The organism is Candidatus Thiothrix sulfatifontis, from assembly GCA_022828425.1.
GTDB lineage: Bacteria > Pseudomonadota > Gammaproteobacteria > Thiotrichales > Thiotrichaceae > Thiothrix > Thiothrix sulfatifontis.
On the sequence record CP094685.1, the window covers coordinates 2,929,946 to 2,945,107 of the forward strand.

14 protein-coding genes and 1 pseudogene are annotated in these 15,162 nt (G+C 52.0%); 11 read left to right on the forward strand and 4 right to left on the reverse strand.

Annotated elements, in window-relative coordinates:
• Positions 1–22 precede the first annotated feature (22 nt).
• From queF to L3K52_14555, 4 genes are all read left to right on the forward strand, one after another.
• Complete coding sequence (gene queF / locus L3K52_14540; GenBank protein UOG91406.1) at positions 23–412, forward strand: preQ(1) synthase; 390 nt, start codon at positions 23–25, stop codon at positions 410–412.
• Between the two features lie 180 nt (positions 413–592).
• Positions 593–1,096, forward strand: coding sequence for a peptidyl-prolyl cis-trans isomerase (locus L3K52_14545; GenBank protein ID UOG94013.1), 504 nt, complete (start codon positions 593–595; stop codon positions 1,094–1,096).
• A 170-nt stretch (positions 1,097–1,266) separates the two neighbouring features.
• The gene (locus tag L3K52_14550; GenBank protein ID UOG91407.1) at positions 1,267–1,842 is read left to right on the forward strand and encodes a carboxymuconolactone decarboxylase family protein; all 576 of its coding nucleotides are present in this window, start codon (positions 1,267–1,269) and stop codon (positions 1,840–1,842) included.
• Between the two features lie 98 nt (positions 1,843–1,940).
• Entirely contained in the window at positions 1,941–4,271 is a 2,331-nt protein-coding gene (locus L3K52_14555; protein UOG91408.1) for a hypothetical protein, read from the forward strand.
• Here the strand turns inward: L3K52_14555 and L3K52_14560 are convergent.
• Both L3K52_14560 and L3K52_14565 read right to left on the reverse strand, forming a co-directional pair.
• Positions 4,240–5,082, reverse strand: a complete 843-nt coding sequence (locus L3K52_14560; GenBank protein ID UOG91409.1) for a methyltransferase domain-containing protein — start codon at positions 5,080–5,082, stop codon at positions 4,240–4,242. The two genes, L3K52_14555 and L3K52_14560, sit on opposite strands and share 32 nt — an antisense overlap.
• The gene (locus tag L3K52_14565; GenBank protein UOG91410.1) at positions 5,082–6,032 is read right to left on the reverse strand and encodes an AEC family transporter; all 951 of its coding nucleotides are present in this window, start codon (positions 6,030–6,032) and stop codon (positions 5,082–5,084) included. The genes L3K52_14560 and L3K52_14565 overlap by 1 nt, the downstream gene beginning before the upstream one ends.
• A 78-nt stretch (positions 6,033–6,110) precedes the next feature.
• On the opposite strand from L3K52_14565, the gene L3K52_14570 reads away from it, so the two are divergent.
• Positions 6,111–6,710, forward strand: a complete 600-nt coding sequence (locus L3K52_14570) for a Uma2 family endonuclease (GenBank protein UOG91411.1) — start codon at positions 6,111–6,113, stop codon at positions 6,708–6,710.
• A 250-nt stretch (positions 6,711–6,960) separates the two neighbouring features.
• Here the strand turns inward: L3K52_14570 and L3K52_14575 are convergent, their stop codons facing one another.
• Positions 6,961–8,295 carry an IS4 family transposase gene (locus L3K52_14575; GenBank protein ID UOG91412.1) on the reverse strand — a complete coding sequence of 445 codons (1,335 nt, stop codon included), beginning with the start codon at positions 8,293–8,295 and terminating at the stop codon, positions 6,961–6,963.
• Between the two features lie 612 nt (positions 8,296–8,907).
• Between L3K52_14575 and L3K52_14580 the strand changes: the two genes are divergently transcribed.
• The 6 genes and pseudogenes from L3K52_14580 to uvrB all read left to right on the forward strand — a co-directional run bounded on the left by L3K52_14580 (position 8,908) and on the right by uvrB (position 14,763).
• On the forward strand, positions 8,908–9,693 hold the full coding sequence (locus L3K52_14580) for a hypothetical protein (protein ID UOG91413.1): 786 nt from the start codon (positions 8,908–8,910) through the stop codon (positions 9,691–9,693).
• A gap of 890 nt (positions 9,694–10,583) precedes the next feature.
• Positions 10,584–10,808: a DUF2281 domain-containing protein gene (locus L3K52_14585; GenBank protein ID UOG91414.1), complete on the forward strand. Its 225-nt coding sequence runs from the start codon at positions 10,584–10,586 to the stop codon at positions 10,806–10,808.
• A 564-nt stretch (positions 10,809–11,372) separates the two neighbouring features.
• Positions 11,373–11,717, forward strand: a pseudogene (locus tag L3K52_14590) (6-carboxytetrahydropterin synthase).
• 45 nt (positions 11,718–11,762) lie between these two features.
• Positions 11,763–12,101 (forward strand): 6-carboxytetrahydropterin synthase, encoded by a 339-nt coding sequence (locus L3K52_14595; protein UOG94014.1) that lies wholly within the window; start codon positions 11,763–11,765, stop codon positions 12,099–12,101.
• The gene (queE, locus tag L3K52_14600; protein ID UOG91415.1) at positions 12,098–12,739 is read left to right on the forward strand and encodes a 7-carboxy-7-deazaguanine synthase; all 642 of its coding nucleotides are present in this window, start codon (positions 12,098–12,100) and stop codon (positions 12,737–12,739) included. Before L3K52_14595 ends, queE begins: the two co-directional genes overlap by 4 nt.
• Positions 12,739–14,763, forward strand: a complete 2,025-nt coding sequence (gene uvrB / locus L3K52_14605) for an excinuclease ABC subunit B (GenBank protein UOG94015.1) — start codon at positions 12,739–12,741, stop codon at positions 14,761–14,763. The genes queE and uvrB overlap by 1 nt, the downstream gene beginning before the upstream one ends.
• Here uvrB and L3K52_14610 read toward each other — a convergent pair.
• A complete protein-coding gene (locus L3K52_14610) occupies positions 14,755–15,162 on the reverse strand; it encodes a hypothetical protein (protein ID UOG91416.1) in 408 nt (135 codons plus the stop codon). The genes uvrB and L3K52_14610 overlap by 9 nt on opposite strands.

Consider the following 15,162-nt stretch of genomic DNA (forward strand, 5'->3'; position numbering starts at 1 on the left):
TCGGGACACATTAGGAGCAATCATGTCCACACGCCCCAGCAAAGAACTCGAAACCTTCCCCAACCCGAATCCGCAACGCGATTACACCATTCGCATGGATTTGCCCGAATTCACCTGCGTTTGCCCCAAAACCGGGCAGCCGGATTTCGCGCAATTCAAGCTTGAATACGTCGCGGATGAAAAATGCGTTGAGCTGAAATCCCTCAAACTGTACATGTGGAGCTACCGCGAAGAAGGCGCATTCCACGAGGCTGTCACCAACAAAATTCTGGAAGATTTGGTCGCTGCCACTGACCCGCGCTTCATGCGCTTAACCGGAATCTGGAATGTACGCGGCGGGGTCTACACCACCGTCATCGTCGAACACCGCAAAGCAGGTTGGCAACCCGCCCCCAAAGTTGAACTGCCTTAATCCGTTGAAAAAATCAGGCGGTGCGCGGTATTATGCGCATTGCTTGATTATCAACAACAACACGGGGCATACCGCATGAAACGTTTCATTACTACCCTTTTCGCCCTGTTACTGAGCGTTACCACCTTGAGCAGCCATGCCGAGGAAAAAGCCGCAGTAGCACCCACTTCTGGAGATAAAATGTCGACTATTCTGATTGAAACCACCAAAGGCAACATCAAAATCGAACTGGATGCCGCCGCTGCACCCAAAACGGTTGAAAACATTCTGGCTTATGTCAAAGAAGGTTTTTACGAAGGGACTATTTTCCACCGCGTCATCCCCGGCTTCATGGTGCAAGGCGGCGGCATGAACGAAACCATGCAAGAAAAAGCGGACAAGCGCCCACCTGTCAAAAACGAAGCCAACAATGGCTTGAAAAATGACCGTGGCACCGTGGCAATGGCGCGTACTAACGACCCGCATTCCGCTTCTTCACAATTTTTCATCAACGTCAGCAACAACGATTTCCTGAACTTCCGTTCTGAAACCGCACAAGGCTGGGGTTACGCGGTCTTTGGTAAAGTCGTCGAAGGCATGGACGTGGTAGACGCGATTGTTGGCGTAAAAACGGGCAATTTCGGCCCGCACGGTGACGTGCCAGTACAACCAATTCTGATGAATAAAGTTTCTATCGTCGAATAATTTTACCCCAAAACCTCCCCGTTGCTGGGGAGGTTTCCTACCCGCCTCGCACCTTGGCACGCTACTTGCTGTTAGTTTGACACTTTCATGACGCTTAGCAGACAAGCGAACGCACACAGCGCGTTCTGTGGTACAGTTTGTTTGCACTGCAACAAAAAGGATAACTGACCATGGTAGATAACGATTTCATCGCATCCCTCAAACGGGCACGTACTTACGGGCTGGGCGAATTTTTGGAAATCATTGGCGAACTGTCGCAAGAAAGCACCAAAAAAGGCATCTTGGATCGCAAGCACAAAGAGCTGATTACCCTAGGAATTGCGCTCGCGAAAGATTGCCATCGCTGCATCGCGATTCACACCGAAGCCGCCCTCAAACTCGGTGCCACCGATACTGAAATGCTGCAAGTCCGCCGCGTCGCACTGTATTCGCAAGCCAGCCCCGCACACCACGACACCGATCTTTGGAAAGCATGGGTTGATTCTTGGCGCGAATTTGCCCTTAGCAAAGGTTGCGTTGACCGCCGCTGCCGCGAACTGGTTGGCTTGGGCATCGCCTTGGTGCAACAAAACGCCCGCTTGATTGAGATGCACGTTAAAGCCGCACGCGAATTTGGCGCAAGCCCGGCAGAAATTTTCGAGGTTATGCCGATTGCATTGCTGATGGATGGCGCACCCGCGCTCTCGCAAATCCCGCAATTGGTTCACGCCATCGAGCAATCTGAACCCCTAACGGCATCTGCTTGAGCCAAGAGCAACACATTGATATGCCCAATGCGCAGTAATCCTTTATAATCGCCGCATTTCTGGAATAACCGGCGGTGATTCGCGGGAGCTTTTGCATTATGCCATTTTCAAACCAACCTTCTCTGGATGTTAGTCCAGAGCAACACCTGCCCATTCTTCAGGAGCGTTATGCGCTGCGGCGCTGCATGGCAGATACCGCACTGGGTAAGCTTTACTGGGCACAAGATCTTAAACACCAGCAAGGCAACGGCGAACAGACCAACGTATTAGCCTTCACACTGTTGCCCGCCTTAGCACAAGACCCGGTATTTGAACAAGTTTTTGGGCATGTGTTACCCGCGTATCAAAAACCTGTCCTTGGTATGCCGCACATTACCGACGATGGCAAAAGTAGCGATGGCACCCGCTGGCTGGTGATGCGCAATATTGGTGGCATGTTGTTATCCGAGCGTTTAACCGAGTTGGACGACCGGGGAATGCCCTTGCCTGAAGCGCTCGAATTACTCGATGGCCTCAGTCACCTGCTCGCCAGCCAACGTCCTAGCGGCGTGTTCGGGTACTTGGAACCGAACGCCATTCTGCTCAATGACAAATCGCCCTGCTTACTGACTGCGCCCGTCGCTGCCGCTTTGCGGATGAGCTACAACAATAATCCCAATGAGCGCACTCGCCAAACCCTGCATTCGGGTTACATCAGCCCAGAAGTGTTGCTCGGTGACACCCCCACCCCCGAAGATGACACGTTTTCAATCGCGTGTCTGGCATACCACCTCCTGCAAGGCAGCGCTCCTTTTGGCAAATACAGCACTTTAGAAGCCACCGTGCGTAACGCCGCGCCCAGCAGTATTCGCAAACTACGCCCTGACACTTGGGCAGCCCTGCAACAAGGGTTAAACCTGAAACGGGTCGCCCGGCAAAAAACCCCGACTGCACTGCTGAACACTTTGCAACGCAAGCAACAAAAAAAGCTCCTACTGCCACTCGCGGGGCTGGTGGCTGCCGGTGCCGTCGCTTTGACCACTTATCAACTGCTTTCCAGTTGGGGCAATCCGCCAGAAGAATCCGCCCCCCGCACCGCCGAACTAGAATTGACCCAGCCCACCACCAGCGGTACGCCCAGCGGTGCCACTGACAATGCCACACTGGTCGACGAAGCAAGTGTACCCACACCAACAGCGGCTGAACCCATCAAAGCGGAAACCGCTGCGGAAACTGAAACAACTACGCAAGCCAAACTCACCGCCACCAGCAAGTTGCGCAACCTACAAGCCCAAGCCGCAGACGCCATCCTCCAAGGCAAGCTGCTCAGTGATAACCCCGACAACCCCGCCGCGCTGGATTACTTGCGCCAAGCCATTGCGCTAGAACCCGACAACACCCAAACACAGACATTGTTAGCGCAACTCATTAATCAGCAACACGCCGAAGCCGAAACGTTGTTAAACACCCGCAAACTGGATGAAGCCAGTAAACTGCTGAATACTGCCGACCGCCTGATTACCGAATTCACGCTGGCTGACAGCCTAAAACGCCAAGTCAGCCTAGAATCTGCCCTCGGTCAAGCCCAGCGCCAACAAGCTTTAGCACCGGAACCCGAAATTCCCGATGCCAGTGCCACTCCCTCCCTCCCAGACACTGCCCCACAGGTTGCTGACACCGACAACTCAGACAATTTAGCACGCGCCCGCGAAGCCATTGACTACGGCAATTTAAGTCGTGGCGACGACCGCAGCGACAGCGCGATTGCCTATTTAAAGCCGCTATTGGAAAAAGATTCCAACCACGCCGACGCACTAACGCTATTGGACAAGGTTGTGGACGCCCAGCAGGAAGCCGCCAGCACGTATTTGCGCAAACGTGATACCGCAAAAGCCCGCACTGCACTGAACGATAGTCAAGACCTCATCAGCAAATACCAACTCGACAACCGGGTAGAATCACAAATTGCCTTGGAAAAACGTTACCGCGAAACCTTAGCGATGGGCGTCTTCACGCCTGACAATGAGCCGGAACCCCCCGCCGTTGCAGTCAAACCAGAAAAACCAGAAAAACCAGTCAAACCAGTCAAACCAGCAGCGCCAGTGACGGTTGCTACGCCCTCTCCACCTGCCCCCGCACAAGTTGCTCCGCCCGATCAAGAGCGCGAAAACCCAGAAGCCGCCGAAGCCGCCGCCGCTGCAAATGCCGCTCCCGTCGAAGTGCGCGTTTCCCCCGACGTTCCGGTACGCAGTGCCACCACCGAATTGCCGCCCGTGCAAATTGATCGCCCCGCTGTTGCCCCGCAACCGGCGCCAGCCCCTAGTGTTACATTTGAAGTACCGGCTACCGATGCTGATAACACTGACAATACGTTTATATTGGACGTGCCCAACCTCATCGAAGTCCCATTGGACACGATTAAGGACAGCCTGCCGCCCACCGACAGATAAACGCCGACACCGGGCGACCATCGTCCAGTGTTTCCACCGTATCCAACAGAATGTCGGTATGTGCAAACACCTGCGCCAGCTCCCCCGGTTTCAGCAAGAAATTGGGGTTGCGTGGGCTGCCGAATTTTTCTGAACCTTGCATAAAGGTTTGGTAAATCAGAATGCCGCCGGGTTTGAGCAAGCGCTTCAGCCAAGGAAATAACGGGCGGTGTAGGTAACGCGCCACAGTGATCAGCGCAAATTGCCCATCGGCAAACGCGCCGAACGGGTCTTGCCCGGTTTCCAAATCCCATTGCAGCGTGGTCACGGTGACGTGTTGGCTGCTTGCCAATTGCTGTGCGCGTTGCAATGCGCCGGGGATGTAGTCGATGCCGGTCATTTGCCAACCGTGCATCGCGAGGTAGACCATATCGCGCCCTGCCCCGCAGCCAATATCCAAACCTTGCCCCGGCTGAATTTGGTGAGTGGGCATGAATTCGCTGACGAAACGCGCCATCAAGGGTGCGGGTTGCCATAAGCGTTGCGATTGCGCACCGCTTTGCCATAAGCCAGCGGCTTGTAAGCTTGCCGCTAATGGCAATGTCCATTCGATTGCTTGCGCCACTTGATAGCCTTTGCTGGTGAGGAATGCGGATGCCTGTGGTAGCGCGTCGCCACTGGCGTACACAATTAAGAGTTCGCTGGTTTTGGGGAGTTCGTGCATTCGGGCGGGTAATTCCTCCACGGGAATGGAGCAGGCGTGAGCATGATGCCCCTGACAAAATTCTACAAAAGCACGGCAATCCACTCGTGCAACTGGCATTTCACTCATCACATTAATCCTCTGCTTTGTAATAGCACAATCCCCACACTCGTGGTCAGCAACGAACCCAAGGTTGTCAACGCCACCGTATTCGCCGCGAGTGTGGCATTGCCGCCCATCGCACGAGCCATCACGTAACTTGCTGCCGCTGTGGGTGCGGACGACATCAGCAACAGAATGCCCAAATCCATGCCGCGAAAGCCCCACCACCAGCCACCCAGCGTAAACAGCAACGGAATCGCCACCAACTTACTCAGACTCGCCAGCATCGTGTTGCTGAATTCTTGTTTCAGGGTATGAAAATCCAAGGATGCGCCGGTACACAGCAACGCCAACGGCAAGGTCATATCCGCCAAAGTTTCACCGGCTTTCATCACGACCGCAGGCGGGCGCACATCCCACCATGCAAACGGCAATGCCAACACAATCCCGATAATCAGGGGATTGGTGACAATATTGCGCAACATCCGCCCCACGCCTTGGTGCTTATGCAGGGAACGGCTCAAGGTAATCACCCCCAGAATATTGAACAAAATGCTCAAAATCCCCACGTATAACGACGCTGCCGCCAACGCCACCTCACCGTAAGCATTCACGCAATACGCCAGCCCGATAATCGCCATATTGGAACGAAAAATACCCTGCACCACCACGCCGCGATCTTCTGGCGGCTGCACCAAGGCTGTTACCGCCCATTCCGTCAACACGAACAATACGAGCATTGCCACCAAACCGTAGGCAATCAGCTCCAGATTCGTGGTGGCGCTGATCGAGGTTTTCGCGATACTCACAAACAACAAGGCAGGCAACGCCCAGGTAAACACCAAGCGCGAACCGACTTCGACGAAATTGTCATTCACCGCCCGCAGACGTGCCAGCCATGCGCCCAAGCCCAGCAATAAAAAGATCGGCCCCGTCACCGCGAAGGAAAACAGGACAGTGTTCCAAAACTCCAGCATGGCATCCCCGTGTACGTGTCATTTCTTGCTACACTATGATCGAACGATCTAACCTAAAGTAGCCATCGGAACGATACCATGCTGGCAATAAAAAATACCGCCGAAAACACTGCGTACATCACCGAACAGGATTATCTGGAAGGCGAGAAAACCGCCGAATTCCGCCATGAATACGTGGATGGACAGGTATACGCGATGGCGGGTACATCCATAAGGCACAATGATATTGCCTTAAATATAGCCTTTGCATTACGCGCTGCCACACGTGGCACACCCTGCAAGGTCAATGCTTCCGATGTCAAAGTGCGGGCGCAACGTTCCAAGGCGTATTACTACCCCGATGTGATCGTCGGTTGCCAACGCGATGAAGCCGATGAATATTATCTGGAAAAACCGTGTTTGATCGTGGAAGTCACCTCCAAATCCACGGAGTGGAAGGATTTCACCGAAAAGCTGATCGCTTACCAAAAGCTGGCATCGTTGCAGGTTTACCTGATCGTGGCGCAAGATCAGCCACAAGTGACGCTGTTTTACCGCGATGCAGAAGGCGCTTGGGATGTGGCACGGTTTGATTCATTGGAACAAACGATTACGCTGCCTTGCCCCGAAGCCAATCTGACCCTCGCGGACATTTACGAAGGCGTTGATTTCACCCAACCTGCTGAGGCGGATGCGTAACGCCAGCTAGAATGCGCCAAGGGCTTTCTTGAGGAGGATGTCTACGTGATTGGATCGGCGCATTATAAGTGGGTATTTTTCGTCAGCTTATGATAGAGTTTCGGGCAATTCGTCAAGCAATGACGACAACTCAACTTATGCCATACCAATCATAAAAACACGCAATCGACCCTATGCTGGTTTCAACGTGGCAGGGCGGTAGCGTGTCAGCGATGCGTAGGTGCTTTGGAAGCATCTCTTTATACACAAATCAGTCCTCCCCCAACTCACTAGCCATCTGAATCCCATAAATACAGTCCAGCACCCTTGAGTAGCCAAGCCAGATACTTTTAGCCCCCGGTTCGCCATCGCATTTTCTGCCCAAAAAGCCCCCCAGTTCCGCTAGATTGCGGATCACTTGATTGAGGGTAGGTATACCATCGGGTAGTGCTTTTTTGCCGAGCCGGAAAGATACTTTCCATTCCAGCGGGTCAAACACCAGATCAGCCGGAAGTTCTGGGCAGGTACGCCCCAACCGCATCAGAAACATAATTCGCCAGGCCACCATGATGTAGAGCGCGAGGGCTTTTTCGATGCGCTCTTTAGTGTCCAGTTGCAGTTTTTCGACGCGACAGCCGACTTTCAGGACATCAAAAAACATCTCGATTTCCCAACGCGCTCGATACCAGTCGATGAGTTCACAGGCAGCATCGGCGGTCTCTACACAACGGTTGGTGACTAAACGCCAAATGAGGGGCAATTTTCCGGCAGGTGGGTTGATTTCTTTGGCTTGAACCAAGGTCAATAGCATTGGATGCTTACTTTTGGGACGCAGGGTGTAACGTAACACCTTGATTTCTTGTACCACTTTGCGAGGCTTTTCACCCTGCTTGCGCGGTTTGGTAAAGGTGATACGAGTCAACGCCTGTTGTTGATCAATGGCGTCCCACAGTTTGAGGTCATCCCCCAAGGCGCGGTTATGTTGCGCCCGTATCAGCAGATCAGCCGGGTAATCCAAGGCTTGCGCCCGTTTGAGTAAGTCATAAAAGTCGCTTTCACGGTCGCCCGTATAGATGAGGCGGTGTTCAGGGCAGCGTGCCGCCAGTTCGGCTACCCGTTCATACCCTTCAATCCAGCGACGGCTTTCTTTGATGCTGGGGTTGGCAAGATCCGCCGCTTTGCTCAAGCCCCGTGACCACATCCACGTATCGGTGATCCCCAGTGGCAGACGGTCTGGGGTGATACACAAGGTCGGATGCAGGTACATCCCGCGTTGCTTATCGTAGGATAAACGCCCCAAACCCTCGGTTTCCTGCCCATTGAAGTCCAGTTCGGTCGTATCTTGAATACACAGGATAATCCGCGAATCTTGCTGACGGATTCGGCACTCGGTCGCTTCAAAGTGGGATGCCATCAAAGCGTCATGACTCACCGCCTCATTCCAGAAGAAACGGTACGTCGCCAAGGTGCTTGACCAACTTTGGCAAGCTTTCGGGATGCTCGATTGGGGGGCTTTGAGCATGGCGTTGAGGATATGGGCAGCGCGTGTTTCGAGACGCTTGTCTCCCAAATCAAGATCGGTGAGTTCGGTAGATGACCAGTTCATGGGTGAAAATTGCTTATCTTACATCAGCTTGGGGACTTGTGTATAAGGAGATGGCTTTGGAAGACAGCGACAGCAATCCCAGAATAGGCGGAAGGCTTTACGAACAGGATAGGCTGCGCGTGCTCACCGATTGAGCACAGGCTTCATATCCTGATATTCCAGAACGCCGCCTAATAAACTGTTAGCGTATAAATAGCGCTGACACACAGACTTGGAGATACAAGTACATATTGAAATGAATATCGAGATCTTGTTTGGGTTGGAAATCTTCGCTTCTATCTTTGGTTTTACCGCAATCACTATGGAGGTGCTTATGAAAAACTCAATCGCTTTTTTTACTAATATATTTGCATGTGTTTGGTGTGGAATTGCGTTCCTGCGGAGTCTCTGGCGAGAAAAAATCCCAACCCAAATAAGAGATTAATATTCATTAATTTATGCTGCTTACCAAGAGAGAACGCAGAGGGTTCGATTCCCTCTCTCCGCACCATTTATTATCCTATCGAAGATTAAGATTGAAAGTGATTGCTTTGTTTCAACGAAGGATAAGCTCCTTAAAATATAATACAAAACAAATATCTAAAAAATATCTGCTTTATACTGGATGAAAATATGATTAATATCTATAAAGTAACATCTGCAATAATCGGAACAACAAAAAATGGTTATCAGATATATAAAATTCAATTAAATAACTCATTTTGGGCAACTAAACTATTGCCATTACGTAAGAATGATAAAAAATATAATACACTTTATAACCTGTATATTGAAAACAATAAAAGCTTAGACTTTCTAATTAACAAGCATGTCTCTATATCACTACATAAAACAGAATATGGCATTGAGTTTAGTTCGATAGATTCATTTGATGCTTTAAAGGATTTTGAAAAAGAACTAGATATTTCGTCAGGCAATGTTTTTGCAACCAAGTTACCGATTTATGATTTCTTATATAAAAAAGGACGACCTATTGAAAATGATAAATCAATAAAAATTTCCAGTAGATATGGTGATATGCGAATTTCAAAAGCAGATAGAGTTAATATTTGTTATCCATATAATGATGAGCAAGATTGCCTAAAATTAAATAATATAAATTTAATTTTTGATAAGTTTTACAAAGATGTTTCCTTATCAGCCCATAGTACTAATGGTGATAAATCATATTATAAAGTTAATTTAGAAAAAGTCGGCATTGTAAGAATGGATAATCATTACAAGTTAAGCTATAAGATGACAGCAAGTGGTGACAGAGATGAATGGATTCCAGTCGTTATTAAAAAAATAGGTGATAAACTTTCAGAAGAACAGATAGATTATTTGAAAAATAACCATTGCGTTCAGTTAAGTCAAGATAAATTAGTCACTGCCCCCCCTACTTTTGACGATCTTTAAATTTTAAAAAATGTAAGATTATATATAAATCGATTTGCTAACGAAATTCTCGACGACGGACGCGGTGACAGCTCGCGATGCTGCCCAATCTACTCCCCGCCGCGCCCGTCAGATTTGACGTTGGCTTAAGAACAATTTTCCTCAAAAGGATGATTATGGAGACGAAGACTTGCCTAAGATGCGGTAGCTCGATGGAGAAGGGTTGGATTATTGATTACGTTGGGCTTACCTCATTAGACATGAGGCAGACTATGTGGGTGGAGGGAAGTCCCGTGAGGGAGAAAGGTATTTTTAATCTCCCGTGCAACAGTGTCTCGGCACAACGAGGCAAGAAGCACATATCTGTTGATTCGTTTCGATGCACCAACTGCGGGTATCTCGAATTGTATGCGATCTAAATTCAATCAGATTAGTGATTGCCGATCGTTCACTGTACGCTGATGCGTGACAGATTGTGCCTAATTTAGGCTTTGTTTTTGCCGTGCATCATTCAACAACCGTGCCACTATTCACCTGCTGATAATGTGCTAACAAGACATTCGATGACGGACGCGGTGACAGCCCGCGCTGCCGACCATTCGCCTCTCCGCAGCGCCCGTCATGCTGAACGTTGGCGTGGGGCAAAAATAAAAAGCATCGCCAGATTGAGAGCGTTTAATAAAGATGGTCTTTCCCTTACTGACAAAATGTGGTGGTTACAGTCATCTATCCAAAGATGTGGTTGCCCAATCGTTCAGGGTGCGCGGATGCGTGATCGTTTGTGCCAACGTCAAAGCCTGATTTTAATACACCACGTTGATGCGCGGGAAATGCCGTGCTACACCGAAAATGGTCAACAGCGGCATCCTTGGCTATACTGACCCAAGAGAAACAACTGGAGTAATACCATCATGGGTACAGTAGAGCTAATCACTGAACACACCCGCCGTTTGCCGGAGAGTGTTCAACGAGAAATACTTAATTTTGTTGAGTTTCTCTTCAATAAATACAGTGCGCCCCTTGCCCGATCTGCTATGCCGACAACACGTCAGGCTGGCTTACACGCTGGTTGTGCGGTGATGACTGCTGATTTCGATGCGCCCTTATCAGACGATTTCTGGCTCGGTACAGAATGAGGCTGCTGTTAGATACTCACACATTTTTATGGTGGGACAGCCAACCAAACAAACTTCCCGCCAAGGTGTTGGCACTGTGTGAAGATACTCATATCCCGTCATCCCTATAAAGATGGCAGCCTGACAAATATACCGAAAACATAGCGCAACGCCCCCGCCTACGCCATAATTCCCGCTTGATTCCCAGCAAGCCCGCGCTATCCCATGAACGAAACCCTGTTTTACGTCGCCGCCGCCCCCTTTGAAGCCGCCTGCCGCGTCGAAAATGCCCTAGGGCAATACCCCCTTTCCGCCGCACACCCCGCCCGTCGCCTGCACGGACACAGCTTTCTCGCCAAAGTCCGCGCCATCGGTGCAAGCTCCGTCGAAGCCCTACGCCAACAACTCGCCCACAGCGTTGCGCCACTCGACTACAACGACCTCAACCAATTCCTGCCAATGCCCACGGATGAAAACCTCGCCCGCTGGATACGCGCCCGCCTGGCCCTGCCCAGCGTTGCCTCGGTCGGCGTGCAAAGCACCTTGCACCAAGGCGCAGACCTCGACCTTGCCGACAATGCCCACATCTGGCGACGTTTCCGCTTTGAAGCCGCGCACCGCCTGCCCAACGTCGCCCCCGGACACCAATGCGGAAGGATGCACGGCCACGGTTTCGAGGTCATCCTACACGCCAACCAAAACCTGCAAGCGCAAGACATGGGCGTAGACTTCGACCGCCTCGCCGCCGTCTGGCACCCCCTGCACGACCAATTACACCACCACTGCCTCAACGACATCCCCGGTTTAGACAACCCCACCAGCGAAACCCTCGCCGCATGGCTATGGGAACGCCTCAAGCCCGAACTCGACGCGCTCTCATGGGTCAGCGTCTACGAAACCGTCACCGCAGGCTGCCACTACGACGGGCAACATTACCGCATCTGGAAAGACCAACGCTTTGAAAGCGCCCTAACCCTGACCCGCGCCGACCCCGCCGACAGCGTGCGCCGCCTGCACGGACACAGCTACTTACTGCGCCTGCACCTCACCGCCCCGCTCGACACCGTAATGGGCTGGACTGTCGATTACGGCGACGTAAAAGCGCAATTCAAGCCGATCTACAAACAACTCGACCACCACAACCTCAACGACTTAACCGGGCTGGACGAACCCAACCCCGCCAGCGTTGCTCGTTGGATACGCACCCAAGCCTCACCGGGATTGCCGCAACTCGACCGCATCGACCTGTACGAAACACCGGGCTGTGGCGTGGTGCTATCATGGGGTGAACACGAACCGGGGCTACCTGTATGACCTATTCCGTCAAAGAAATTTTCTACACCTTGCAAGGCGAAGGCTTCCACGCCGGTCGCCCCGCGATCTTTTGCCGCTTTGCCGGATGCAATCTGTGGTCAGGGCTAGAAGCCGACCGTGCTAAAGCCGTCTGCAACTTCTGCGACACCGACTTTGTGGGCGTGGATGGGGTCAACGGCGGCAAATTCCGCGATGCCAAGGCCTTAGTCGCGGCGATCATTCAAGAATGGTGGATCGGCGTAAAAAAAGACATGAACCGCTTCATCGTTTTCACGGGCGGCGAACCGCTATTGCAATTGGATAAAGCCCTGATCGACGCTTTACACCAAGAAAACTTCGAGATTGCGGTAGAAACCAACGGCACAAAACCCGCCCCCGCAGGCATCGACTGGCTCTGCGTCAGCCCCAAAGCCGACAGCGACATCGTGCTAACAACGGGCAATGAGTTGAAGTTGGTGTACCCCCAACCGCTCGCCATGCCAGAACGCTTTGCAGGGCTGGACTTCCAGCACTTCTACCTGCAAGCAATGGATGGTGCGGCACAAGCCAAAAACACCAAAGCGGCGATTGCGTATTGTATGCAGTACCCGCAATGGAAATTGAGTGTTCAAACCCACAAATTGCTGGGGATTCCATGATGACCGAAGCACAAACCTTTCAGCTCCACACCACCTACCAGCCCGCTGGCGACCAACCGGAAGCCATCTGCTCGCTGGTCAATGGCTTAAACGACGGCTTGCTGCACCAAACCCTGCTGGGCGTGACGGGTTCGGGCAAAACCTTCACGATGGCGAACATCATCCAACAAACCCAGCGCCCCGCGATTATTCTGGTACACAATAAAACGCTGGCAGCCCAGCTTTACGGCGAAATGAAAGAATTCTTCCCCAACAATGCGGTGGAATACTTCGTTTCCTACTTCGATTATTACCAGCCAGAAGCCTATGTGCCGTCCAAAGACGTGTACATCGAAAAAGATTCCGCCATCAATGACCACATCGAACAAATGCGCCTTTCCGCCACGCGCAACCTGTTCGAGCGCAAAGATGTCATTATTATCGCCACCGTTTCGTCGATTTACGGCTTGGGCGACCCCGAATCGTATTTGAAAATGCTGCTGATATTGGTGCGCGGCGACCGCATCGACCAACGTACCCTGCTGCGTCGCCTCGCCGAAATGCAATACAGCCGCAATGATCTCGACCTGCAACGCGGCACGTTTCGGGTACGCGGCGAAGTCATCGACGTGCACCCCGCCGAATCCGACAAAGAAGCCATTCGCATCGAACTTTTCGACGACGAAATCGAGAATTTGAGTTATTTCGACCCGCTGACTGGCGAAGTGCTGCGCCGCGTGCCACGCCTGACGGTTTACCCCAAAACGCACTACGTTACCCCGCGTGAAGTGTTGCTGGCAGCCATCGACTACATCAAAGCCGAACTCAAAGAACGCCTGAAAGTCTTGCGCGAAAACGACCGCTTAGTGGAAGCGCAACGCCTCGAACAGCGTACCCAATACGACATCGAAATGATTGTCGAAACCGGCTACTGTTCCGGCATCGAAAACTATTCGCGCTACCTCTCGAAACGCCCAGCGGGTGAACCACCGCCGTGCCTGTTCGATTACTTGCCGCGCAATGCCATCGTGTTCATCGACGAAGCCCACGTCACCATCCCGCAATTCGGCGGCATGTACAAAGGTGATTATTCGCGCAAAAGCACGCTGGTCGATTACGGCTTCCGCCTGCCCTCCGCACTCGATAATCGCCCGCTGCGCTTTGACGAATTCGAGAAACTGATTCCGCAAGCCATCCACGTTTCCGCGACCCCCGGCACGTATGAGCTGGAACATTCCGACAATATCGCCGAACAAGTGGTACGCCCCACCGGACTAGTCGACCCCGAAGTGGAAGTTCGCCCGATCCTCTCGCAAGTCGATAACGTCATGTCCGAAATCAGCGAACGCGCCTTGCGCAATGAACGCACGCTGGTCACAACCCTGACCAAGCGCATGGCGGAAGACCTCACCGATTACCTGATGGAACACAACATCAAGGTACGCTACCTGCATTCCGACATCGACACCGTGGAGCGCGTCGAAATTATCCGCGACTTGCGCAAAGGCGAATTCGATGCGCTGGTAGGGATTAACTTGCTGCGGGAAGGCTTGGATATACCGGAAGTTTCACTGGTAGCGATTTTGGATGCGGATAAAGAAGGTTTCCTGCGTTCCGAACGCTCGCTGATCCAAACCATCGGACGCGCCGCCCGCAATTCCGAAGGCAAAGCGATTCTGTACGCCGACAAAATCACCGAATCCATGCGCAAAGCGATGAGCGAAACCAGCCGCCGCCGCGCCAAACAGCTTGCCCACAATGAAGCACAAGGCATTACCCCGCAAACCATTCGCAAGCGCATTGCCGATGTGATGGAAGGCGCTTACGCCAATGCCACCAAGGGCAAAGGCAAAACACGCGGGGAAAAGAAGGTTGCCGAAGACGCGGCTGAATACCGCAGCTTAACGCCTGATCAGGCGCTCAAGCAGATCAAAAAGTTGGAAGAAAAAATGTTCCAGCACGCCAAGAATTTGGAATTTGAGCAAGCCGCCGCAGTGCGTGATCAGATTGGACACATCCGAGCGCGCGTGTTCGGGCTAGAGTGAAGCTGGGGTTTCTTTCTCTTCAAACTCAGTCTTCAGCGTGGTGTAATGCTGTGCAAACATCACTTCCAGCTCATCAATCACCGCCGTCGCTGATTTGCCATGAATCACATGTGCGGTCATCAGACTCGATGTTTCGTTCAACAAACGTTCACGCGGAATCATCGGGTAGGTAGCCGTCAAGCGTTTAATCGCTTTGACCACATTTTCCTGTTCGGGGCGCGAAATAGCTTCGGGAGTAGGGAATTCGGTCATGGGTTCAGCGTCAAGCGTGGGTGAGCCTGCGAGGAATTCGGCAAACCGCAGCAGGGTTGCCTGATCGTGTGAACTCATATCGCGGTAGAGCTTGCGAAGACGCTTTTCTTCGGCAGAGCCGGTTGGTTGTGGCATACCGGGTAACAT

Bases quoted from the DNA above. Each gene is read 5' to 3' on its own strand.
- queF (UOG91406.1), top strand. From the start codon at position 23: ATGTCCACACGCCCCAGCAAAGAACTCGAAACCTTCCCCAACCCGAAT.
- L3K52_14580 (UOG91413.1), top strand. From the start codon at position 8,908: ATGATTAATATCTATAAAGTAACATCTGCAATAATCGGAACAACAAAA.
- L3K52_14565 (UOG91410.1), bottom strand. From the start codon at position 6,032: ATGCTGGAGTTTTGGAACACTGTCCTGTTTTCCTTCGCGGTGACGGGG.
- L3K52_14550 (UOG91407.1), top strand. From the start codon at position 1,267: ATGGTAGATAACGATTTCATCGCATCCCTCAAACGGGCACGTACTTAC.
- uvrB (UOG94015.1), top strand. From the start codon at position 12,739: ATGACCGAAGCACAAACCTTTCAGCTCCACACCACCTACCAGCCCGCT.
- queE (UOG91415.1), top strand. From the start codon at position 12,098: ATGACCTATTCCGTCAAAGAAATTTTCTACACCTTGCAAGGCGAAGGC.
- L3K52_14555 (UOG91408.1), top strand. From the start codon at position 1,941: ATGCCATTTTCAAACCAACCTTCTCTGGATGTTAGTCCAGAGCAACAC.
- L3K52_14560 (UOG91409.1), bottom strand. From the start codon at position 5,082: ATGAGTGAAATGCCAGTTGCACGAGTGGATTGCCGTGCTTTTGTAGAA.
- L3K52_14575 (UOG91412.1), bottom strand. From the start codon at position 8,295: ATGAACTGGTCATCTACCGAACTCACCGATCTTGATTTGGGAGACAAG.
- L3K52_14570 (UOG91411.1), top strand. From the start codon at position 6,111: ATGCTGGCAATAAAAAATACCGCCGAAAACACTGCGTACATCACCGAA.
- L3K52_14585 (UOG91414.1), top strand. From the start codon at position 10,584: ATGGGTACAGTAGAGCTAATCACTGAACACACCCGCCGTTTGCCGGAG.
- L3K52_14610 (UOG91416.1), bottom strand. From the start codon at position 15,162: ATGTTACCCGGTATGCCACAACCAACCGGCTCTGCCGAAGAAAAGCGT.
- L3K52_14545 (UOG94013.1), top strand. From the start codon at position 593: ATGTCGACTATTCTGATTGAAACCACCAAAGGCAACATCAAAATCGAA.